The 23,203-nt window shown below is 44.7% G+C and carries 18 protein-coding genes; 10 read left to right on the plus strand and 8 right to left on the minus strand.

All coding sequences use genetic code 11. The features are described from left to right. Window positions 1-430: 430 nt before the first annotated feature. A complete protein-coding gene (gene serC, locus C4S60_RS21045; protein ID WP_167391010.1) occupies window positions 431-1,525 on the minus strand; it encodes a 3-phosphoserine/phosphohydroxythreonine transaminase in 1,095 nt (364 codons plus the stop codon). Window positions 1,526-1,667: 142 nt separating this feature from the next. Next, window positions 1,668-2,948: a DUF945 family protein gene (locus C4S60_RS21050; protein ID WP_103882268.1), complete on the minus strand. Its 1,281-nt coding sequence runs from the start codon at window positions 2,946-2,948 to the stop codon at window positions 1,668-1,670. A 146-nt stretch (window positions 2,949-3,094) separates the two neighbouring features. On the opposite strand from C4S60_RS21050, the gene C4S60_RS21055 reads away from it, so the two are divergent. The 3 genes from C4S60_RS21055 to C4S60_RS21065 all read left to right on the plus strand — a co-directional run bounded on the left by C4S60_RS21055 (window position 3,095) and on the right by C4S60_RS21065 (window position 6,413). Continuing rightward, the gene (locus tag C4S60_RS21055; RefSeq protein WP_103882269.1) at window positions 3,095-5,047 is read left to right on the plus strand and encodes an ATP-binding protein; all 1,953 of its coding nucleotides are present in this window, start codon (window positions 3,095-3,097) and stop codon (window positions 5,045-5,047) included. An 11-nt stretch (window positions 5,048-5,058) separates the two neighbouring features. Then, on the plus strand, window positions 5,059-5,556 hold the full coding sequence (locus tag C4S60_RS21060) for a response regulator (protein WP_103882270.1): 498 nt from the start codon (window positions 5,059-5,061) through the stop codon (window positions 5,554-5,556). 311 nt (window positions 5,557-5,867) lie between these two features. Continuing rightward, on the plus strand, window positions 5,868-6,413 hold the full coding sequence (locus tag C4S60_RS21065) for a hypothetical protein (protein WP_103882271.1): 546 nt from the start codon (window positions 5,868-5,870) through the stop codon (window positions 6,411-6,413). A gap of 50 nt (window positions 6,414-6,463) precedes the next feature. Here C4S60_RS21065 and C4S60_RS21070 read toward each other — a convergent pair whose 3' ends face one another. Continuing rightward, window positions 6,464-7,054 (minus strand): TfoX/Sxy family DNA transformation protein, encoded by a 591-nt coding sequence (locus C4S60_RS21070; protein ID WP_103882272.1) that lies wholly within the window; start codon window positions 7,052-7,054, stop codon window positions 6,464-6,466. Between the two features lie 371 nt (window positions 7,055-7,425). Between C4S60_RS21070 and C4S60_RS21075 the strand changes: the two genes are divergently transcribed. The 5 genes from C4S60_RS21075 to C4S60_RS21095 all read left to right on the plus strand — a co-directional run bounded on the left by C4S60_RS21075 (window position 7,426) and on the right by C4S60_RS21095 (window position 13,093). Beyond that, on the plus strand, window positions 7,426-8,349 hold the full coding sequence (locus tag C4S60_RS21075; RefSeq protein WP_103882273.1) for an HDOD domain-containing protein: 924 nt from the start codon (window positions 7,426-7,428) through the stop codon (window positions 8,347-8,349). Window positions 8,350-8,543: 194 nt separating this feature from the next. After that, window positions 8,544-9,449 carry a LysO family transporter gene (locus tag C4S60_RS21080; protein WP_103882274.1) on the plus strand — a complete coding sequence of 302 codons (906 nt, stop codon included), beginning with the start codon at window positions 8,544-8,546 and terminating at the stop codon, window positions 9,447-9,449. Between the two features lie 92 nt (window positions 9,450-9,541). Further along, the gene (locus C4S60_RS21085) at window positions 9,542-10,054 is read left to right on the plus strand and encodes a hypothetical protein (RefSeq protein ID WP_103882275.1); all 513 of its coding nucleotides are present in this window, start codon (window positions 9,542-9,544) and stop codon (window positions 10,052-10,054) included. Between the two features lie 186 nt (window positions 10,055-10,240). Next, entirely contained in the window at window positions 10,241-11,887 is a 1,647-nt protein-coding gene (gene panP, locus C4S60_RS21090; RefSeq protein ID WP_103882276.1) for a pyridoxal-dependent aspartate 1-decarboxylase PanP, read from the plus strand. A gap of 351 nt (window positions 11,888-12,238) precedes the next feature. Then, complete coding sequence (locus C4S60_RS21095) at window positions 12,239-13,093, plus strand: MurR/RpiR family transcriptional regulator (protein WP_103882298.1); 855 nt, start codon at window positions 12,239-12,241, stop codon at window positions 13,091-13,093. 78 nt (window positions 13,094-13,171) lie between these two features. On the opposite strand, the gene C4S60_RS21100 is transcribed toward C4S60_RS21095, so the two are convergent. Then, entirely contained in the window at window positions 13,172-14,398 is a 1,227-nt protein-coding gene (locus C4S60_RS21100) for an iron-containing alcohol dehydrogenase (RefSeq protein ID WP_103882277.1), read from the minus strand. 406 nt (window positions 14,399-14,804) lie between these two features. Between C4S60_RS21100 and C4S60_RS21105 the strand changes: the two genes are divergently transcribed. Continuing rightward, window positions 14,805-15,071, plus strand: a complete 267-nt coding sequence (locus C4S60_RS21105) for a GrxA family glutaredoxin (protein WP_103882278.1) — start codon at window positions 14,805-14,807, stop codon at window positions 15,069-15,071. Window positions 15,072-15,320: 249 nt separating this feature from the next. Next, complete coding sequence (locus C4S60_RS21110; RefSeq protein ID WP_103882279.1) at window positions 15,321-17,003, plus strand: aspartate:alanine antiporter; 1,683 nt, start codon at window positions 15,321-15,323, stop codon at window positions 17,001-17,003. Window positions 17,004-17,075: 72 nt separating this feature from the next. Here the strand turns inward: C4S60_RS21110 and fabV are convergent, their stop codons facing one another. The 4 genes from fabV to nhaA all read right to left on the minus strand — a co-directional run bounded on the left by fabV (window position 17,076) and on the right by nhaA (window position 23,011). Continuing rightward, entirely contained in the window at window positions 17,076-18,278 is a 1,203-nt protein-coding gene (gene fabV, locus C4S60_RS21115) for an enoyl-ACP reductase FabV (RefSeq protein ID WP_103882280.1), read from the minus strand. Window positions 18,279-18,461: 183 nt separating this feature from the next. Then, on the minus strand, window positions 18,462-20,744 hold the full coding sequence (locus C4S60_RS21120; RefSeq protein ID WP_103882281.1) for an acyl-CoA dehydrogenase: 2,283 nt from the start codon (window positions 20,742-20,744) through the stop codon (window positions 18,462-18,464). Between the two features lie 76 nt (window positions 20,745-20,820). After that, window positions 20,821-21,447: a TetR family transcriptional repressor PsrA gene (gene psrA / locus C4S60_RS21125; RefSeq protein ID WP_208623293.1), complete on the minus strand. Its 627-nt coding sequence runs from the start codon at window positions 21,445-21,447 to the stop codon at window positions 20,821-20,823. Between the two features lie 394 nt (window positions 21,448-21,841). Continuing rightward, complete coding sequence (gene nhaA, locus C4S60_RS21130) at window positions 21,842-23,011, minus strand: Na+/H+ antiporter NhaA (protein WP_103882282.1); 1,170 nt, start codon at window positions 23,009-23,011, stop codon at window positions 21,842-21,844. Between the last annotated feature and the right edge of the window lie 192 nt (window positions 23,012-23,203).

Consider the following 23,203-nt stretch of genomic DNA (forward strand, 5'->3'; position numbering starts at 1 on the left):
TATACTCAAGTGACCTCAAGATGCAGGACTCAGAGCTTCATCAAGGTGTTCAGTTCAAGGAAAATAGTTGAAGGAATGGCTATTCCCTTTCGAAGCTATTTGACGCAGAAATGGGCACCTTGATGAGCTCCCTAAGGGCGAGTTTACTTGGCTTATATGCTTTGTTAGCGATTTTCGATTTAGAGCCACTAGATCTTCAAATCACTGCCGCGCCTAAAAGCCAAGTAATTCTCGCTGAACAAGCATCTTGAGGTTACTTGAGTATAGAAAGCATAACCGAGAAAATGCGATGTAGAGTGTGACATTCAGCATGAATGAATAACTTTATGGGCTGCAAATTTTTATCACAACGACAATCCAGGCATATGATGTTTAGCGCCAAAGACAAAAAAAGCCGCACAAGGTGCGGCTTTTTAATAAGACATTGTACTTATGCGTACTGCTGCTCGAACTCTTTCATAAAGTCGACCAATGCCTGTACCCCTTCTTTGGGCATCGCATTGTAGATAGAAGCACGCATTCCACCGACTGCACGGTGTCCTTTCAGCGCACGCAAACCTCTTTCATCAGCGAGCTCCAGAAATTTACCGTCCAACTCAGGCTTGGCTAACTGGAACGGAACATTCATCAGAGAGCGGTTGTTCTCATGAACGTTATTACGATAAAAATCCGATGCATCAATGTAGTTGTATAGTATCGCCGCTTTTTCACGGTTAACTTTTTCTATTCCCTTAACTCCGCCCTGCTCTTTCAGCCATTTAAACACCAGACCCGACAGATACCAGGCAAATGTTGGGGGAGTGTTGTACATCGACTCTTTCTGTGCCAATACTTTATAGTTCAGAAAAGTGGGTAAAACGTCACTGGCAAAGTCCAGCAGATCATCACGAACGATGGCAATACAAATACCTGCCGGACCAATATTCTTTTGCGCACCAGCGTAAATCACACCATATTTTGAAACATCAATTTCACGTGACAGGATGGTCGACGACATATCGGCCACTATCGGAAGATCTGTCTGTGGTAATTCATTGATTTCAATACCATCAATGGTTTCATTGGGACAAAAATGAACATAGGCAGAATCCGCATCAATTCGCCACTCGGCCGCAGGCTGAACCGCTACCTTACCGTCTATTTCAGTTTTGGCGTTGTGAACAACCGGTTCGCAGTATTTCTTCGCTTCTGTGATGGCACTCTCGGCCCAATAACCCGCATCAATATACGTGGCTTTTGTTTTTGTTCCCAGGAGGTTCATTGGTACCGCAGCAAACTGAGCTCGAGCACCGCCCTGGCAGAACAGCACCTTATAATTTGACGGAATATTGAGTAGATCTCTTAAGTCTTGCTCAGCCTCTTCCGCTACCTTTATGAATGGCTTGCTTCGGTGACTGATTTCCATAACCGACGTGCCTAAGTCATTCCAGTCCAGCAACTCACTTTGTGCTTTTTGCAATACCGCTCTCGGCAACCCTGCCGGTCCTGCACTGAAATTGAATACGTTATGTGAAATCGGCTCCATGACCTCGATACTCCTGACTAAAACATAATGAGGGCATCAGTAATATCACGTTTTCAATAAGATAAAAAGAAAGAAAAAGGCGCAAGCTATTAGCCTTACGCCCTTTTTTATTTGACTATCGAGAATTTGCGCAATCTGTGGACTACTGCCCCATGGATTGTTGCATCAGAAGAGGCAACAACAGTGCAATAAGCGGGATTCTCTGACCATTTTCAAACACCAGTTGACCAGCCTCAATAGAGGCATCCAGCTCATAACCCTCACCCTTCTGCTTGATCATTTCCATGATTATTAGCTCATCAATACCCTCAGCAAGTACAGGGTAGGCATTAACCATACCTTCCGACATATAGGCGTTCATATTACCAGTCAGAGCTGGCATAACCACACTCGGATCGCGCGAGACATTGTTAGTGCCCTCCGGAACTTCCAACAACCATTTTGACTTAAACTCATCGTCCGCGATTTTGAACTGCATGCCATTCATGGACACCTGAAAACCGCGAGAAAACAACGTCTCAATTAGCGGCGCGAGAATGTTAATATCCGCTTGAGCCAGAGAGGGGTTCGACTGATAGATATCCACCAGACCTTCGAACGCACTACGGTCAAGAGAGGTCAAAGCAAAGTCAACATTCAGATCACGTACTCGCTCACCGTCTACATAGGTCATCTCCGCCATGTCAAAGACATGCTGAGTGTCTATTCGATCTGTCTCAGCATTAAAAGTAGACGTAAAGGTATATCCCGCTTTATCTATGTTGAACAGACTTGTATGCGCTGGATCCAGAATGGAGAAATTCTTAACTGATGTGCTCTGCTCGCCAAGCCAGAAGCCCTTCTCTTTCTTCCCGGTTCCAGAGGCATTTAAGTCGGTGACAATCAACTGTTCACCACTATCGAAATCCAACTGAATCGATGGAATATTGGCGCTAAAGGACAACTGCCCTAATACCGTGGCAGTCCCTGTCGCTACGGAAGGAGAAATCGACATACTGACCGTTTGCTCTGCATTGCCCTGATAGTTCCAGCTGTCCAGCGTTAACTCAAACTCGGTGTTGCCATTCAATTGCGTCACTGTTTTCAATTTAAGAGGAAATTCAGGGAAGTTTGCAATGTTCGAATCAGCTGTAAGACTCATCAGACCATGGTTAATGTGAGTCTTAACCAGCATCTCTGTCGGCAAGCCATCCACTTCGAGTTGTTCTTTTAAAATCGGATCCTGAACTTGGTAACGCGTTTCCACCGATGAAGACAAGTAGCTGCGGTTGTAAGAGATCACCTCAGCACTGACACCTTCATTGTTCAGCTGTTCCACCCCGTCTTCGACAATTTTTTGACCAATATGGCCAACAGCGAGAGGCCAACACAAAGCCAATGCGACCGCACCACCAATAGCACCGTATTTCTTTAACTGATTCATAGAATTTCTAAAACATTTTGTGAAGTGTATTTCATTCAGTCTAACTCAACTCACCGGGATCTCCAATCTCATACCTACTTCTCATAACCTCATGCTTTTTATTGATATATTGATTTCATGACAACACAGAGCGATAACTCAAATTCATGACTCAGCGAAACCAATACGCCGTATTATGCCTGGACAATGATCTGGTTGACCTGGATAAGCTCGACACAGAGCTGTCTCTGTATCAGTCACACTTTGACATTTATTTGGTGACCTCCATTCAGGAGGGACATGAGCTACTACAAGATATTGGTATGCAAGGCCAGCAACTGGCACTGGTTATTGCCAGACATAGCCGCCTGTTTGATGGCGGTGAGTTCTTGATTCAATTAGAGCAATCGCATCATGCCCAATCGGCACGAAAAGTACTGGTCAGTAAAACAGACGCTCATGATATTCAGGCGATTCTCAACGCGGTAAATGAAGGCCGTCTTGATCACTGTCTGACTCTACCCTTAGAGCAGGAAACCCTGCACAAAACAGTCGTCAAAGAACTTACGCAGTTTATTGTTGCTAACGAAAAAGACAACCTACTGCATTACGGTAAGGTTTTGGACCAGCAGAAAATTCTTCGGGCTCATATTGACCAAAAAATGCACTCTTACCGTGCTAGCTTTATTCATGATTTTCACGAGCTGTCCGATAAGGAATTGGCGGCTCAAGTTATTGAAGCTCTACTCAGTTTTTTTGCCGACAAAGACGAAACCCGTGCTGTAAGAGAGTATTCCCCAGAGCACATATTGACCGCTGAAGGTCAGCCAAATCAATTTTTATGGTTTATTGTTGAAGGCCAGGTAGCGCTGTACAAAAAAGATGACGTTGGCCAACAAAGAGAAGTGGTACGTCATAGCCGTGGCGGTATCGTTGGGGGTATGTCCTTTGTTACTGGTGAGTGTTCGTTCTCAACCGCAATGACCTTAACCAGAACTCAGGTTATCAAATTAGACAGAAGCCTATTTACACAAGTCATGCATACCAACACCGATTTGCTTCCGCTGTTCACTAACCTACTTCTTCGCCACTTCAACCGCCGATTACAACGCAGCATTAACACAAAATTAGAACTGCAAAAAACGTTAGAATCCCTAGAATCCGCGCACCAACAGCTGATTGAACAGGAAAAAATGGCTATGCTTGGACAATTAGTGGCCGGCGTAGCCCATGAGCTCAACAACCCCGTATCCGCTATCCTCAGAGGTGCAGAAACTGTCTCCGAGAAAATCGATACCATTCTTAATACTCGCTATGAGGGTTCCACCTTTGAGTTAGGACTAGAAGTTCTGGAGCAATCGAGGCGTGCTATGCCCTTATCTACTTCTGAGCTGCGAGCTAGGACGAAAGCACTACAATCCAAAATTGATGATCGAAGGCTGGCAAAACGGCTGGTACACCTCAACCTGGAACAACATGACCAACTGATAAACAAAGCCACAGCGGCTCCCGCGGAATTGGCACTTCAGCTCAGTCAGTTGGAAAAGTTTCAGGTAACCGGTACAACGCTGCGCTCGATTCAGGTATGCGCGCAACGTATCGCTGACATGGTTAAGAGCTTAAAGGGTTATGCGCGTCCCGATAATGAGTCTTACGAACGGGTGGATTTGCATGAAGGTATCGAAGATACTCTGGTCATCTTCGAAAACCGCCTTAAGCGGCACACCCTGATAAAAGAGTACGGAAATCTTCGCCCCGTACACTGCAAACCGATCGCACTTCAGCAAGTCTGGACCAACTTGATTTCTAATGCATTGGATGCACTACCAGAGCAAGGAACGCTCACTATTCGCACCCAATGTGTCAAACGTGACAATACGTTATACAACATGTATGAGTTTATTGATAACGGTTGTGGCATTCCCAAACAGCAACAGGCCTCGATTTTTGAGCTCAACTTTACCACTAAGAAAGAAGGTAATTTTGGCTTAGGAATTGGACTGTCGGTATGTCAACAAATCCTTGCTCAACACAACGGCTGGATCGAAGTAGATTCAGAGGTTGGCGCTTATACCAACATGTCGGTACTCATCCCTGTCGGTCAGGATGAAACAAACTAAGGAGCACAATTATGAATGAATACCTGATCTTATGTGTCGATGATGAAAGAGAAGTGCTAGACAGTGTGCTTCAGGATCTCGATGACTATGAAGAGCACTTTATACTGGAAGGGGCTGAGTCAGTAAACGAAGCTCGTGAGGTAATTCGTGAGCACGCCGCTAATGGTACTCAGTTAGCGCTTATTCTCTGTGACCATATCATGCCTGAACAAACCGGTGTCAGCTTCCTTATCGAACTCAGTGAAGATGAACAGTTTAAACACTGTCGTAAGGTTCTGTTGACCGGACAGGCTGGCCATGAGGATACCATCGAAGCGGTGAACCACGCCTGTCTGGACTTTTACATCAGCAAACCCTGGAAAGGTGATCATCTTCGTGAGGTTGTTAAACAACAACTCACGGACTTTGTTATTGAAAACGACAGCAATTTAGCCCCATGGGGGCGCATTTTGGATACTGAGCGCATTTTCAAAGCCCTCGCCGATAACCGCATGAGTTATGGGGAGTAGCCACTTAGATTGTCAGGTTTATATTTTTATCAATTTGGTGCATTTTGTGTCTTTAATTGAATAACTTGTTGACCTGACCCATCAAGTTTTCTGTTACCAACTTCTTACATTCTGTCGATGTTTTGCCAGAAAACTGTATAGCAATGTAAAAATTTGGGAAATTGCCCCCGTTAGAGACACTTTTTATTGGTGAACTCATAAGGATTTCGATTATGATAGCGGAAACATGATTGTCGCCATAAGCACAATGCGACGCGCACGACTCTTATGGGCAAGGAATTAAATTCAAAATAACAAGGTTTAGAGACACTATGCGCAAAACTCTTTTAGCGGCTCTGATGGTCATTACTTCGCAACAAGCATTCGCAAATCAAGAGCAACAACGAGCTACGATGAGTAACTTCAACTATGATTACGCAGAAGCTCGAATTGGTGCTAGCCCAATGACATTTGGTGCAGCCATCAGTAAATCTATTCACCCTAATGCTCACATCGTCGGTAGCATCGATTCTAAGTTCGAGGGTGACTACGACTTCTCTGGTGGTGTAGGTTTCCATGCACCGGTAAACAACTGGGCAGACTTCACTGGTGAAATGCTTGCTCACATCCACGACAGTGGCAATCACCACAAAACGGACACAGGCATGGAAGTTAACCTGGGTGTTCGTCAGTGGTTAGGTCCTCAACTTGAAATTGGCGGTAAAGCCGGTTATCTGAATGTTGGCGATAAAGATCGTTGGATGGGTTCTATTTACGGACGTTTCCACTCGACTGAACTTTTCTCTTTAGGTCTCGAAGGTCGCATCAACCATATGTATGGTGATCAATTGATGTTCACTGCTCGCTTTGCATTCTAAGCGCTAGTGAATCACGAAAAAGGTCGTGCTTTGCACGACCTTTTTTATTCCTACTCTATTTCGGAGCAATGCTCTAATAACTGCTGTTTTCTGGGGTCCTGTATCAGTTTCCAGTGAATTCCATCGACGGCTCCGGCAAACTTCCACAGTAATTTAACATCGACATCATTGCCGTAAGTTCTTTTGACACGATTAAAAACTCTTGGTGCGCCAAGCTCAAGAAAAGTCTTAACATCGTCGACCCCTGCCTTTTTAACCATGCGCTCTAGAGTAAGCTGCATATTGGGAAGATCCCTTAGTCTCTTATTTTCAAAAGCCTTTTTGCTACAGTGCTGATCAACAGAATTGGCGATTGAACGTTGTACCAACTGTTTCAATAAAGGAGAAGGCTCGAGAAAAAGATGTGTAACGTCATAGTAATTAACCGTAGCGGTTGATTGCTTTTTAACGTGTCTGAATTTCTCACATTTGAGTTCGTAGAGTTTCTCATCCAGGCCTTTGCCTCCACGGATGAATACTTTCTCGTTGCTGATCAACGCATACATGGCGCCATCTTTAAACAGGCCTGTACCACCAAACATAGAACGCTTTTGCGAATGGCCAAATTGAGTTGTGTAGTCGTAAAAAGATTGCTCTATCATTTCCTTTGATCCTTAATCTTTACCCCGATTAATTCGATCACCAGAAATAGCAGCAGTGTTTAAGCGAAAAAGAGTTTTTGGAGTCAGTAGTTATTGCTTTGAACTGCTCCATTTTTTTATATGGCTTTATAATAGTTCACATTGCAAATTAAGTCTGGCTCAACATCACAATTGTGCGAAACAGATCTAGAGCCTTTGCGAGTCACTTCACAACATTCGCAATACACAACAAGTTTCACATATACTTTTTAATTGAATGCTGTTTAAAACGTCAAACAATTGACTGAAGACTACATTTTGGCATTTAGGATATTGTCAATTACAAACCTTGAAAGGTAAACTGACCTTATCTGTCCCGCTGTCGAATACTTATGAACCACTTATCTTTTTATTGGCTGCCCGAAAACCAACAATTATTCATCCAAAGTCTGGAAACCGAATTTGCTGAGCTTGTAGAGCAATCTATTAACACCGGTAAAATTTCCTTACCTCCTATTTCTGAGGTCGTATTAAAAATACAGAAATTGTGTGCACTGGAATCGACTGGTATCGCAGATATCGCAGACTGTTTGCTCGAAGACCCTAGCCTGGCTGCTGTCGTACTTAAAGTCGCTAATTCCGTCATTTTCAACCGCCGCAATATTACCTGTAAAGACCTGAATACCGCTGTTTCTCGTTTAGGTATATTGCGAGTTCGAGATATCGTGACTGCCCAATCCATAGAACTACTCAAGCATTCTGTTAATCTTTCAGACGATTGCAAAAAAGTTCTGATTCAAAGTGCCACCATTTCAAGAGAACTGGCTGCCACTATGGTTCTCGTCACGCAGTCATTTCAAGACCATTCACCGACACAGTATCAACACCTTGAGCAGGAAAAAGCGCTTCTGGTTGGCTTCCTTGCCGATATTGGCCTGTTCTGTTTGGTCAATGAGTATCACATGTATCTGGAAAAAGGGAACTATCTTGATCCGAACATCGCGATGCAAATCTTCCGTTCGCGTTGTCCGATTACCAGTGAACAGGTTCTTAATACCTGGGGATTTGATAATGACTTTATTGAAGTGGCCTCGAATCAGCCAAAGAGTATTGAAAGGCCAGAAGTCTCTTATCTCGACATTGCTCGTATAGCCAATCATGTTTTGCTGTTCAGAAAGCAGGATCAGGATGCACTGGAAGAGCACGAAGTAGAAATCAACGTCGACGGCGCTGAAGTGCTCTACAAACTGACGACAATGAGCGAACAGGAATTCCGAAATAAGACGTCGGACATTATTCGCTCCGCTGGTATGTAGCTCATAAGCGTCGGTGTCCCTGCTTTTTGGGACTTCGATATCCGGACAAACGACAGTGCTCTTGTAAAGGTATTTGCCTAACTTGAGCACTGTGATAAATTCTCATTTTCATTTCTTAGGTTACCTCTTGTTTTTAAAGAGCAAACCTTTCACAATACTGCATACGCTAATAATAACGAAGGAACGTCGCGGCAATGTTTTCAGGGATGCTCTATATTTTTACGCCACTGGTTGTCGGTTATCTGTTCTCGATTTCCAATAAATCGCTACTCGAACAACTGAATAAAGCCACCTCGTGGTTAATCTATATCATCTTATTTCTGATGGGATTAAGCCTTGCTGCACTGGATAACTTTGGCACTAACCTAAAAACCATCGTTACAATGACTGCAACTTTTTTTGTCGCCATCGGCGGGTGTAACTTACTCTGTCTCCCACTTATTGACCGACTATTACCTTTGAAGACTGAAACCCTGAATAGTCACCTCCCTCTTTCCAGCATGGCACTTGAATCACTTAAACTCATTCTTGTTGTTGGTTCAGGCCTGATCGCAGGATTGCTGCTGCCTATTGGCTTGGGCTGGGTCGAGACTGCCAGTGAATGGATCTTATTGGTATTACTGTTTTTTATCGGCATCCAATTGCGCAACAGCGGATTAACGCTCAAGCAAATACTAGTGAACAAACAGGGCATGGCCATCGCCCTCATCATCGTTGTCAGCTCATTGGTCGGCGGAGCACTCGCAGCCCTCATTCTGAATATTTCTGTCTATCAAGGACTGGCTATGGCATCCGGATTTGGCTGGTACTCATTAGCAGGGATCTTAATGGGTGATGCTTTTGGCCCGGTCTTCGGCGGCGCTTCGTTTATGATAGAACTACTCAGAGAGCTTGTTGCTCTGGTATTTATACCGTTACTCATTGGCAAAAAGCCCTGCACGGCTATAGGTTATGCGGGAGCCACTGCCATGGACTTCACCCTGCCTGTTATTCAGAATACGGGAGGGGTTCGCTGCGTCCCAGTTGCGATCGTCAGTGGATTTATTCTAAGCTTGTTGGTGCCTGTATTGATGTTATTTTTTGTATCTCTTGCAGGTTAGATCGCAGGAAACTGGGTGTAAATCCGCTATCCTTCGCTCATAAAATAACAATATACCTAAGTGATTCTTTAGCCCATTCAAAGGACATAATAATGAAAAAATTGCTCATCACAGCAATGCTTGTCGGGACGTCTTTCTCTACCCTTGCCGCTGATAATCAATGCTTAGAGACGAAATATGATGCCTATGTCGACGCCTCTATTCATTGGTACGAAGATCTGGTTCAACTGACCACTGAGCAGTATCCAGATCTGGCCGAAGTCGGAAACTGGTTCCTTGAAGGCCGCAAAAACCATTTTGAATTGAATCGGGCGGCTGTGCACTACTATCTGCAAAATGAACCAACAAAAGTCGCCACTGAACGCTCAGTAGAAAGCTGGCTGCAACTGGAACAACACGATGTAAAAGTTTTGGCCCAACGAGACGATGAACTTGGAAGGGCTGCGGCAAAGAGTTTTTCCGACCGTCAGGCGAAGCCTCATGACAACAATTACGACTTACGTAGCGCGTTCGCAGATTTACTTAGTCATCCGAAAAAGATCGATGAAGCTCTAAACAAATACAACACTGCCATTAAAAAAGTAGAAGCAACAGATTGCCGCTAGTTGCCCTTCTCTAATTCTTAAAAGCTGACAGTCAGTCAGCTTTTTTGGTTTTGACTGTTCAAATGTGCTACATCATGTCGATGACATAGCGAAAATTAAGTTCTCATCCCATTTTTTGCAAGACATTCAGGCTCAATTGGTTTAGATTGTGCCGCTTGCAACAACGGAACAATAGTAGATAACGATATGGTATCTGAGCAAAAAATTGCAGATGTCAGCTTTGAGAGCCTTCTTCGCATCTTCACTATCCCTGAAGGACCAGACTCAACGCTAACGCAAATCGAAGACAGTTTGTCGAAAAACTTAAACCAGTTTTTACGCGAACACATTGTCGCCGAAGAGAAACCTTTACATGAAATTGAAAAGGATTTCTCAAATGCTGCTATTCCTGAGCAACCGGAGTTCGTTTCTGATCACACCGAACATCTATTAGAGAGTTTGGTGTCACATTCAGTGCACACGTCATCCCCTAGCTTTATTGGTCATATGACCTCTGCACTGCCCTACTTCCTGATGCCGCTTTCAAAGATCATGATTGCGCTCAACCAGAACCTGGTTAAGATTGAAACATCCAAAGCCTTTACACCGCTTGAGCGTCAAGTGCTGGGGATGCTGCACAAGCTGATCTACTCTCAGAATGACACTTTTTATTCTCAATGGATGCATAGCGCCAACCATTCTTTGGGGGCGTTTTGCTCTGGTGGTACCATTGCGAACATTACTGCGCTTTGGGTGGCCCGCAACAATGCATTAAGAGCAGAAGGTGAGTTCAAGGGGGTTGAAAAAGAGGGACTGTTCCGCGCAATGAAGCACTACGGCTATGAAGGACTTGCAGTGCTTGTTTCTGAACGTGGTCACTACTCCTTGAAAAAAGCCGCCGATGTACTTGGGATAGGACAGCAAGGGCTTGTAGCAGTTAAAACCGACCATAATAATCGTATTTGCCCGGCAGATCTTAAGCTGAAATTTGCAGAACTCAAACAGCGAAAAATCAAGCCATTCGCAGTAATCGGCGTTGCCGGAACTACCGAAACAGGTAATGTTGACCCGTTAAAAGAAATAGCAGCGATTTGTGCACAGCAATCCTGTCATTTTCACGTGGATGCGGCCTGGGGCGGTGCAACACTGATGTCTTCTAAATACCGACATCTTCTAGATGGCGTAGAACTCGCTGACTCAGTAACTATCGATGCACACAAACAACTCTACATCCCTATGGGAGCCGGAATGGTTCTCTTTAAAAACCCGGATGCGATGAAGAGTATCGAGCACCATGCACAATACATTCTGCGTAAAGGTTCTAAAGATCTAGGCAGTCATACGCTGGAAGGTTCCCGTTCTGGAATGGCTATGCTAGTCTACGCTGCGATGCATATTATCAGTCGTCCAGGCTATGAACTATTAATTAATCAAAGCATCGAAAAAGCACGCTATTTTGCCGATTTGATCAGTCAACAGGTAGATTTTGAGCTGGTAAGTCAACCAGAACTTTGTCTATTGACCTACCGGTATGTACCGGAAAATGTACAAGCTGCTTTGAAGCAAGCTTCAGCAACGCAACTCGATGAACTGCACGAACTGCTCAACGAACTGACAAAGATCATTCAGAAAAAGCAACGAGAAACGGGCTTGTCATTTGTATCTCGTACACAACTAAACCCTATCCGATGGGCTCAGCGCGATACCATCGTTTTCCGAGTCGTATTAGCAAATCCACTAACGACTAAAGAGGTGCTCAGTTCAGTGCTGGACGAGCAGCGTAACATCGCAAAATCGGTTCCCGATCTCATGACTCGCCTCGAAAAGGTAGCCAGTCAGGTGCTCAATCAATAATGACAACACGCCTCACGGAATGAAATTAATTGCAAAGGTGTGATTATGAAAATTTCTTTCTGTTTTGTGGGCGTGATACGGTAAAAACGAGCCAGAAGCGAGAGTTTTTTGGCTATTTTTTCTCCATCTGTTTTTTTCTTCCAGATTTTTGTTTGATGCCTGTCATATTCTAAAGATTTCATGTGAGCTTTTATTACAGCTCAGAGCTTGCTTCGTTTATACTGAAGTAATGGAGTTGGCGTATATCGAACTTACTATAAAAACTCGAAAATAGAGACATATAAGGTGGCCTGACTGCCCTATATCATGACTATAAATGCCAACAGGTTGTTCTCTTTACCCCGTGACACTATGAATACACTAGAGAAAGTCCAAAAAAACTTAGAGAACTTCAGCAAGTCCGAGCGTAAGGTGGCTGAAGTTATTATGGCGTCCCCCCAGACAGCCATTCACTCAAGCATTGCAACGTTAGCCAAAATGGCTGATGTTAGTGAGCCTACGGTAAACCGTTTTTGTCGTCGCCTGGATACAAAAGGGTTTCCCGACTTTAAATTGCACCTTGCACAAAGCCTTGCTAACGGGACACCCTATGTGAACCGCAATGTCGAAGAGGATGATGGTCCGGATGCTTATACCCATAAGATCTTCGAGTCGACCATGGCCTGCCTTGATGTTGCCAAAAACAGTCTAGACCCTATGCAGATCAACCGTGCTGTCGATTTGCTGACGCAGGCTAAGCGCATTTCATTTTTCGGCTTAGGCGCTTCATCATCAGTTGCCCGCGATGCACAAAACAAATTCATTCGCTTTAACATCCCAATTTCTTGTTATGAAGATGTGGTGATGCAGAGAATGAGTTGCATCAACTGTTCAGATAATGATGTTATCGTACTTATCTCTCATACAGGCCGTACAAAGAGTCAGGTTGAAATTGCTCACCTTGCCCGAGAAAACGGAGCAACTGTAATTGCTGTAACGGCCAAAGACTCGCCGCTCGACAAAGCAAGCTCATTGTCTATAACGGTTGACGTACCAGAAGACACTGACGTTTATATGCCAATGGCAAGTCGCGTCGTTCAAATGACTATCATCGACGTATTGGCGACAGGCTTTACATTGCGTCGCGGTTCTGGCTTCAGAGATAATCTCAAGCGCGTTAAAGAAGCATTAAAAGATTCTCGATACGACAAAATGCCAAACTACTAGACATTTTTCGGTAAGGATCACTAACAAAAAAGAGGCTCTGGCCTCTTTTTTGTTATCACCATTTTGCCAATCTCGACGTTAATCTGTTTCTACAGGGTTATTGAGGAATTCCACCTGAGTTGTGTCCACTGTGGTCTCTCCTTTTCCATCACTCTGACACTGACAAACCTGATTCAGAATAAAAATAAGTCTGTCCTCAGTCAAAGGTAACGGGTTCCCTTTGATAGCAACCGATTTCATCGCATCAGCAGCGACCTGCTCAAACGACGTATGACAAACACCAAACTCAGATAAGAGTGGTAACTCTAAACGCTCCAGGATCATGTTCACCCAAAGCACACCATCTTCTATATTGGCATTTGAACGACCGGTTAGAAGTTGTGCCATATTGCGATAACGATTCAGCACATCACTACGGCCGGCTCTTTTTGCTGCCTTAATATTTTCAGTCATAACATGAGGCGCCAAACGAGCAGTGATAACACTATGTGGAGCGGTAATTTTCCCTCCTAACGCTGATGCCAAACCATGGGCAGCACCTAACTTCGCATTGGTAATCGCCATGCCCCCAAGCATTGCAGCAAACGACAGATCAGCTCGCGCTTTAGGATTATCCTGCTTGCACCCAGAAATAATAGAGTAACTCAAACGCCTCAGGCCCTCTTCACACACCATATCGGAAAGTGGATTCGGCTCCCCACACACGTAAGCTTCCATCAGGTGAGTAAATGCATCCATAGCACCTCGCCCAGAAGTATAAGCGTCGGTTCCATAGGTCAGAACTGGATCAACAATCGCAACGTCCGGCAGCATGTCGGGACTACGCAAACTGACTTTGACTTTGTCTTGTCCGGACTTAAGCACTGCGTTTTTGGTCACTTCTGCACCAGTACTGGCTGTGGTCGGGATTGCTATCATTGGAATAGGTTTGGCTTTCAGAGGGACGTTCCGTCCCACAACCTCCACATAGTCATACACATCGCCCTGATTAGGAATGATCGCCGCCAATGCCTTACCCATATCGAGAACGGAGCCTCCCCCTATGGCAACAACCATATCCGGCTTAAAGCGCCGCCCCATAATGGCAGTCTCCTCCACCATAGTAATATTGGGTTCACCCCGTATCGCGACATGCTGATAACGCATATTGTGACTATGAAGATAATTGATTACGGGCTGCGCTCTTTGACGCTCCTGCCCTGTCACTAAAAGTACACTGTAGCCGAATTGGTTGATGATAGAGAGGGAAGATTGGAGCGCCCCCTCGCCAAAGATAATACGACTCGACGTCATGAACTGAAACATACCACTATCCTTTAGGTAGACCGTCCGACTCACCTGCCAAACCATTGCCTAAGTAGCCAGCAATACATGAAACCAACTCTTTGTGAGTCTTGTCGGTAGTGCAAACATTAAAACGCTGAATTCAGCATGCTATGAGCATCAACATCAAATCTTGACCTAAACCAAACAACCAACCGTTTCTTAAGACTTATGCTGCCAACTTTGCATCAAGTCACATAAGGGTAAGCCCGACAATAGCGCCATTTGTGCAACTTCTGCCCTGATAGGTTTTTCCTATCGCAGCAAGAGGAATTTCTCGCTTTATTTCCTTTTCATCTTAAGGCATAGTTGGTTGCAACAGAATGAAAGAGCCGAGGTACTTATCTCCATAGGCTCGACAAAAGTTTAACTCTTAAGGAGAAAGTCAATGTTCGTAGTGATTTTTGGTCGCCCAGGTTGTCCATTTTGTGTTCGTGCTAAAGAGCATGCTGAAACGCTAAAAGAAAATCGTGACGATTTTAATTTCCGTTACGTTGATATCCACGCAGAGGGTATCTCAAAAGCAGACCTAGAAAAAACTGTCGGTAAACCGGTTGAAACTGTGCCTCAAATCTTCATTGACCAGGAGCACATCGGCGGTTGTACAGAGTTTGAAGCTTATGCAAAAGAAAACCTAGGCCTTTACGCAGAATAAACCTCCGCACCTTCAACAGTATAGTTGAATCTAATACCAAAAACGCCAGCTTAACTAAGCTGGCGTTTTATTTGTTATCTGTATCATTTCTGAAGCAGTTTCTGCTCTAACTTCCCGTTTTGTAAGGGCTTTGCTTGAAATACGTAATCTAATGGTAAAATTGAAAAAATTTCACTTATCTTTTGGATTATTTCCGCTACAATCGCCAGACTTTATTAACCCTAACGACAGCTTCTTCGAGCCACTACAGTGAACATAGACGTAGTCAACCTGCTAGATCAAAACCCTATTCTTCTCATCTTTGTCGTGCTGGCTATCGGCCTGGCATTTGGCAAAATTCGCTTCGGTAATCTCCAACTTGGTAATTCGATAGGCGTGCTTATCACCTCGCTAATCATGGGGCATTTGGGATTCACCTTTAATGCAGAAGCACTTACAATCGGCTTTATGCTGTTTATCTACTGTGTTGGCATAGAAGCAGGCCCCAACTTCTTCGGCATATTCTTCAGAGACGGCAAACACTACCTTGTCCTTAGCTTGGTCGTGCTCGTGACCGCGTTGACTGTTACCTATTTTGCCAGTCACTATCTTGGACTTGAATATGGTCTGTCTGCAGGTGTTATGGCGGGAGCACTTACGGCTACTCCGGTACTTGTTGGCGCACAAGATGCACTAAATTCAGGCTTAGCGACGATTCCCCGAGGAATGGACTTTTCATTAGTCATTGAGAATCTCTCAGTAGGTTATGCTATGGCCTATCTGATTGGCTTGATAAGCATGATCATGCTAGCCAAACTGCTACCTAAACTACAAAAGCAGAACCTTCACGACTCAGCTCAGCAAATCGCACAAGAACGCGGACTGGGTGGCAGCGGGCAAAGAAAAGTGTATCTGCCCATCATTCGAGCTTATCGTGTTGGTCAGGAGCTTATTGACTGGACCGATGGTAAGAACCTGCGTGAATTGGGTATCTACCGCCAAACCGGTTGCTATATCGAGCGTATTCGACGTAATGGCATCTTAGCCCATCCTGATGGTGACGCGATTTTGCAGGAAGGTGATGAAATCGCGCTGGTTGGATTTCCAGACAGCCACGCACGGCTCGACCCGAGTTTCCGAAATGGTAAAGAAGTCTTCGACCGCAACTTACTCGATCTGCGAATTGTTGAAGAAGAGATCGTCGTAAAAAGCGATAATATCGCTGGAAAGAGCCTGTCTAGCCTGAACTTATCTGAGTACGGCTGTTTTCTTAACAGAGTAGTTCGAGCGCAAATCGAAATGCCAATGGATGCAAATATTGTATTGGCTAAGGGTGATATCCTGCAGGTCAGTGGCGAGAAAAGCCGCGTACACGGACTTGCTGAAAAAATCGGTTTTATCTCGATTCACAGTCAGATGGCCGATCTACTGGCTTTTTGCAGCTTCTTTATCCTGGGCATTATGTTTGGTCTGATTACCATGAGCTTTGGGCAGGTATCTTTCGGCTTGGGCAATGCTGTAGGCCTTCTACTATCTGGAATCACGTTGGGCTTTTTACGAGCAAACCACCCAACCTTTGGCTATGTGCCTCAGGGGGCTTTGAATATGGTGAAAGACTTGGGACTGATGTTCTTTATGGTCGGTATTGGTCTGAGCGCCGGTGGTAAAATGTTTGAACACCTTACTCAGGTTGGTCCTCAGGTTATTCTGATTGCCTTCCTGGTCAGCGTGTTACCCGTTATTCTGGCCTATCTGGTTGGAAACTATGTGCTTAAGATGAATCGAGCACTGCTCATTGGTGCTATCGTTGGTGCGAGAACCTGTGCTCCGGCAATGGACGTGATTAATGAACACGCCCGGTCGACCATTCCGGCATTAGGCTACGCAGGTACTTATGCCATTGCTAACATCTTGATGACACTAGCCGGTACTGTTCTTATCATTCTCTCGTGAGACTGAAACGACAGATAAAATAAAGGGGCGCAATTAATGCGCCCCTTTGCTATTTAATTAACTTAACCAGAATTACAGATCAACAACGTCAAATTCTACCAGTGTAGATACGTCCGCTTCGTAATCCACACCTTCTACACCAAAGCCGAACAGCTTCAAGAACTCTTCTTTATACTCAACGTAATCAGTGAGCTCTTTTAGGTTTTCAGTTGTGATTTGTGGCCACAGATCTGCACAGTGTTTTTGGATATCGTCACGCAGTTCCCAATCATCCAGACGAAGACGGTTCTTCTCGTCTACTTCTGGAGCACTACCGTCTTCTTTGTATAGACGTTGTGAGAACATACGGAAGATTTGCTCCATACAGCCCTCGTGAATGCCTTCTTCACGCATCTTCTTAAATACCATCGCGATATAAAGAGGCATGACCGGAATTGCAGAACTTGCCTGAGTCACAACAGATTTTAGTACCGCTACATTCGCACTACCACCAGTTTGATACAATTTCGCATTCAGCTCAGTGGCTGCACGGTCCAGGTCCATCTTAGCTTTACCTAGGGCACCTTCCCAGTAGATAGGCCAGGTTAGCTCAGTACCAATGTATGAGTAAGCGACCGTCTTACAACCGTCAGCCAGAACGCCAGCTTCTGACAGAGCATTGATCCAAAGCTCCCAGTCCTGACCACCCATTACAGTCACTGTATCTTCGATTTCTTGCTCAGTCGCAGGCTCGACACTTGCTTCAATGATCTTATCAGAGTTAGTGTCTACTGCCGTTGACGTGTATGTCTCGCCAATCGGCTTTAGCGATGAACGAATCAGTTCGCCAGTTTCAGGAAGCTTACGTACAGGTGATGCTAGTGAGTAAACCACCATATCCACTTGTCCAAGATCTTCCTTAATAAGGTCAATGACTTTATCTTTCGCTTCATGAGAGAATGCGTCGCCATTGATGCTCTTTGAGTACAGGCCTTCTTCTTTAGCCAACTTGTCAAATGCCGCTGAGTTATAGAAACCCGCTGTGCCCGGTTTTTTCTCCGTACCCGGCTTTTCGAAAAATACGCCGATAGTCGCCGCACCACCACCAAATGCCGCAGCAATACGAGAAGACAGGCCATAACCACTTGAAGAACCCACGACAAGTACGCGTTTTGGTGCGTTTGCGATTGGGCCCTGTGCTTTGGTGTAAGCGATTTGTTCTTTTACGTTAGCTTCACAACCTACTGGGTGAGTAGTAGTACAAATAAATCCACGAATTCTTGGTTTGATGATCATATTCAGTTCCTCAGAAAATCCATAGTAGGATAAGAGTTTCAACTGAAATTCGCATCCTATTTCTGTCAATTTAGCCTAATTTTCTAAGTGGTTGGAGCACTTTTCAGCGCGAACTCGCCTCAAATCAAAAAAAAGAGCGCCTTATTCAATAAGGCGCTCTGCATAAAGGATTAACAATGAGAACTATGCCACACTATTGAGCTGTGGCTTATTTTCAGAGTGCGTTCTTACTTCTGTGAAATCATGGCTGAAGTGGTCAACCTGAATCGCTTTGTATCGTAACGCATCGGCTTCAAGGATCTTGGTGACTTCATCCTGAGTCAAAACGTCGGCTTCAACTGCTTGCACTAGTCTGTCCTGCAACAAACCTTTCTTCGCAACTTTGCCCTCTTTCACTCCTTTGAAAAGCTTTTTCTCCAAATCTCTGATGTCATACATGGCAAGGAAAGCATTTTCCATAAGTCCAATCTTATCGTCAGCATCGGAGCCGATATAGCAAAGGTGTGTCAGACGATCGCGATGAGCACCCGGTACCATCATGCTTTTCGCCAGTTTCAGGCCAAGATCATCAGATGGTTTCTCAAAATGGTTACCAATCGGGAACAATAGACCTTTCAGCGTCACGCCCGCCCAACGAGCCGGGAAGTTACGATATGCTTCGTTTAGCGATTTTGCTGCATGATAGAAGCAATGTTGCACCGAATAATGGACATAATCCAAATCTGCCTGAAGTCGGCCATCATCTTCATACTTCTTCAGAGCAGCAGATGCCATAAACAGATATGCCAAGCCATCACCAAGTCGTGCAGAAATCATCTCTTTTCGTTTCAGATCACCGCCAAGAGTCAGCATTGCAAAATCTGCACTGACCGCCAACGCCTTGCTCAAGCGTGTCAAATCTTTGTAGTAACGTTTTGTCGGTCCGCTCATGTGTGCGCCAACAAATGCCGAGCCCGTTAACGCTGCAGTAAATGCGCCCAACGTATTTTTGGTTGCGTGTCCAATATGTTTAAACAGCAACTTATCAAAATCTGCCGCACCCTGCTTCTCATCAGGGTTGGCTGCGGTTTCCATCTCTTTTAATACATAAGGGTGGCAGCGAGTCGCACCTTGTCCAAATATCATCAGATTACGCGTTAAGATGTTGGCACCTTCCACCGTAATGGCGACCGGAATGCCAAGATAGCTGGAAGCAAGATAGTTCATTGGACCATCCTGAATCGCTCGACCTGCGTGAATATCCATAGAGTCATTCAGGATAGTACGCGCCATTTCAGTCATGTGATATTTAGCGATCGCCGTGACTATCCCCGGCTTTTCACCCATATCCAATGACGTTGTCGTCAGCGTTCTCGTGGCCTCTAATAAGTACGTAAGACCACCAATTCGGCCCATCGCCTCAGCCACGCCCTCAAATTTACCGATAGACATACCAAACTGCTTACGCACGTACGCATAAGCGCCAGTTGTTCTTGTCGTCAAGTGACCGATTGCCGTACCAAGTGCTGGCAGTGAAATACCGCGGCCAGCAGACAAGCATTCAACTAGCATACGCCAGCCTCGACCGGCGTACTCTTGTCCACCGATGAGCCACTCCATAGGAATGAAGACGTCATTCCCTCGGGTTGGACCATTCATAAATGCCAGATGTAGCGGGTCATGTCGCTCACCGATTTCTACACCCTTATGGTCTGCTGGAATCAACGCACAGGTGATACCAATGTCTTCTTTGTCACCCAACAATTTGTCTGGATCGTGCAGCTTAAACGCCAGTCCCAATACAGTAGCTACAGGTGCAAGCGTAATGTAGCGTTTGTTCCAGCTAAGACGGATACCAAGAACTTCCTTACCTTCATGCTCGCCATAGCAGACGACCCCTTTATCCGGGATACCACCTGCATCGGAACCCGCCTCTGGACCAGTCAATGCAAAACAAGGAATATCTGTACCATCAGCCAGTCTAGGCAACCAGTAATCTTTTTGTTCCTGTGTGCCGTAATGAGAAAGTAACTCACCTGGACCCAGCGAATTGGGTACCATAACCGACACAGCAGCACTAATACTACGAGTGGCAATTTTGGTTACTATGGTGGAGTTTGCCAAAGGTGAAAACTCACGACCGCCATATTCTTTTGAAATAATAAGCGAGAAAAAACGTTCTTTACGAAGGTAATCCCACACTTCTTTCGGCAGGTCACGATCCTCTTTGACTATTTTGTTATCATCAAGCATCGCCAATAGAGTTTCCAACTCGTTATCGATGAATGATTGCTCATCGGCAGAAAGCGTTGGCTTAGGATACTGGTGAAGTGTTTTGAAATTAGGAGTTCCGGAGAATAGCTCGCCATCCCACCAAACACTGCCCGCTTCCATCGCTTCGCGCTCAGTTGCAGAAAGAGGTGGTAGTACCTTTTTGAACATCTTAAACGCTGGATCACTAATCCATTTTCTTCTTAGAGAGCTCATGATACCTATCCTTTTGTTCAGGTTATTTGTTGTTATTATTGGGTTTATTTTGGTTTTAAATACTACTTGGTTGTCACTACTTTGCTGCGACGCCCGCTGCTAAATAAGGAATAATCTGATCGATAATAGCTTCTGCATCGACCTGTTTATCAAAAGAGCTAAGTGCGATTTCAGACAAAGCCTGACTTGACGCCATCGTAAATACACAAGTGCCCAGAGTGAGATGCAATCTCCAGAACAGAGTTTCCGCATCCAGGTCAGGGTTAGCCTTCATAACCGATTGAGTGAACATCGCCAGTGCTTCGGTATATCGAGTCGTAATAAACCAGCGCAAGTGCCCTTGTACGTCGGTGTACCCTCTTCCCACCAGAGACATAAATCGACTCGCGCCTCCTGGTTTGACTTGGTTCAAGCTCAGAAGTGGGGATTTCAAAGCACTAAATACATCATTCATGGAATAGCTGTCTCGTTCATTCAGCTCGTACAGCGCTTTTTCCACTGCGGGCATGAACGCTTCCAGATAACGATTGAGCACCGCCCTTACTAGTGTTTTTTTATCACCAAAGTGATAATTGACTGATGCCAGATTCACATTGGCCTTGCTGGTGATTGTCCTCAGCGAAGTATCATTAAAACCATGCTCAGCGAACAGCACTTCGGCTACATCGAGAATCTTATCTTTCGTGGTCAATCTATTGGTCATTTCAATCGCCCGTATCAAACATATGTTTGAATATACTCCCGCAACAGCAAGATAACAAGTGATTAACATCAAACTTTTTATCCGCCACGCAAAACTGGTCTAACCAGAAATTTATCTAATTGAAAAATATAGGAAAATTAAAAATGGTGAATTTTATTGAATTTATATTGAACTAAACACAATGGGGTGAGTCTATTTAAGGGTAGTGAGCAATAACTGTTTGAATTTTGAAGACGCTGAATTTCTTATTGTTGACTACAAATGCTGCTTTTTCATATTAACTCCTATTTTTTGTATCCGCCCAGACCCTATTGGTCTGGGCTTTTTTTATTCTGACCGCCGAGAAAGCAAAAACCCAGCCGAAGCTGGGTTTTAGTATTCACTCAAACAGCCTTTAGTAGCCGACTTTTGGCTCTGGTGCCGCTTCTCTAGGAAGGGCTAGGTTCAGTAATGCATATCCTAGCACCGCCGCTGTCGTCGAGCCCATTAGAATGCCCAATCGAGCGTAAGTATCAAACTCTGCACTCACGCCAACAAAGGCCAGGGAAGCGATAAAGATAGACATGGTAAAACCGATACCGCACAACACTGACACGGCAAATACCTGTTTAAAGTCGACCCCCTCAGGCAACTTAGCAACACCTGTCTTCACAGCAACCCAACTGAACGTAAAGATTCCAAGTGGTTTACCGACTAACAGACCCAGTGCAATACCCAGCGGAAGCATAGACGTGAGTCCTGACATCGAAACGCCTTCCAGTGAGATACCAGCATTAGCAAATGCAAAGATAGGCAGAATCAAGAACGCCACGTAAGGGTGTAACATATGCTCAAGATGTTTCAGAGGTGAAAGCTCGCCAGGCTTACCTTTAAGCGGTATTGAGAAACCCAGCACGACACCAGCCAACGTAGCATGCACACCCGAAGCAAGAACACTTACCCAAAGAACGGCACCCACGGCCAGATATACCGGTATGCTGGTGACTTTCTTGGCATTAAGTATGAACAGCACACCAGTCATTATAAAGCCTATCGTCAACGCCAGTGTTGACAGGTCGCTACTGTAGAACAGAGCGATAATGACAATAACACCAAGGTCATCAATGATAGCCAGTGCCAGCAAGAACACTTTTAAAGCAACTGGGACACGTCTGCCCAACAACGCCATAATACCAAGTGCAAACGCAATATCCGTCGCTGCAGGAATTGCCCAGCCGTTCATCGCTTGAGCATCACCCATATTAAACAGAACGTAGATGAGAGCTGGTGCTAACATCCCGCCTACCGCGGCTATCGCTGGGAAAATCGCAGTTTCTTTGGATTTCAGCGCACCTTCAAGAAGCTCACGCTTTACTTCTAAACCAATCAGGAAGAAAAACACCGCCATCAAACCATCGTTGATCCAGTGTGAAATAGACAAACCAAAAACGTATGTATGAAGTACGCCTTGATACAATTCATTGAGAGGAGAATTAGCAACAAGCATCGCTATTGCAGCAGCAATAACCAGGATGATTCCCCCTGCTGACTCCATCTTAAAAAAGTTACGAATGACTTCATTCATGTGTAAAGCCCTTAATAATTATTCACATTATTTGAATGTTACAAATTGTATAACTAGTTAAATTTCAGAAAAAATCGATTGTACAGATGTTAAAGTGCGGTTTTTCCGAATTATATTGATAAAAGATTCGAGATATCTATACCAATCTGGGCAACGATAAATAGAAGTATAGTGTATAAAAACTACCCCGGT

The sequence above is a fragment of the Vibrio hangzhouensis genome (assembly GCF_900107935.1).
Classification (GTDB): domain Bacteria; phylum Pseudomonadota; class Gammaproteobacteria; order Enterobacterales; family Vibrionaceae; genus Vibrio; species Vibrio hangzhouensis.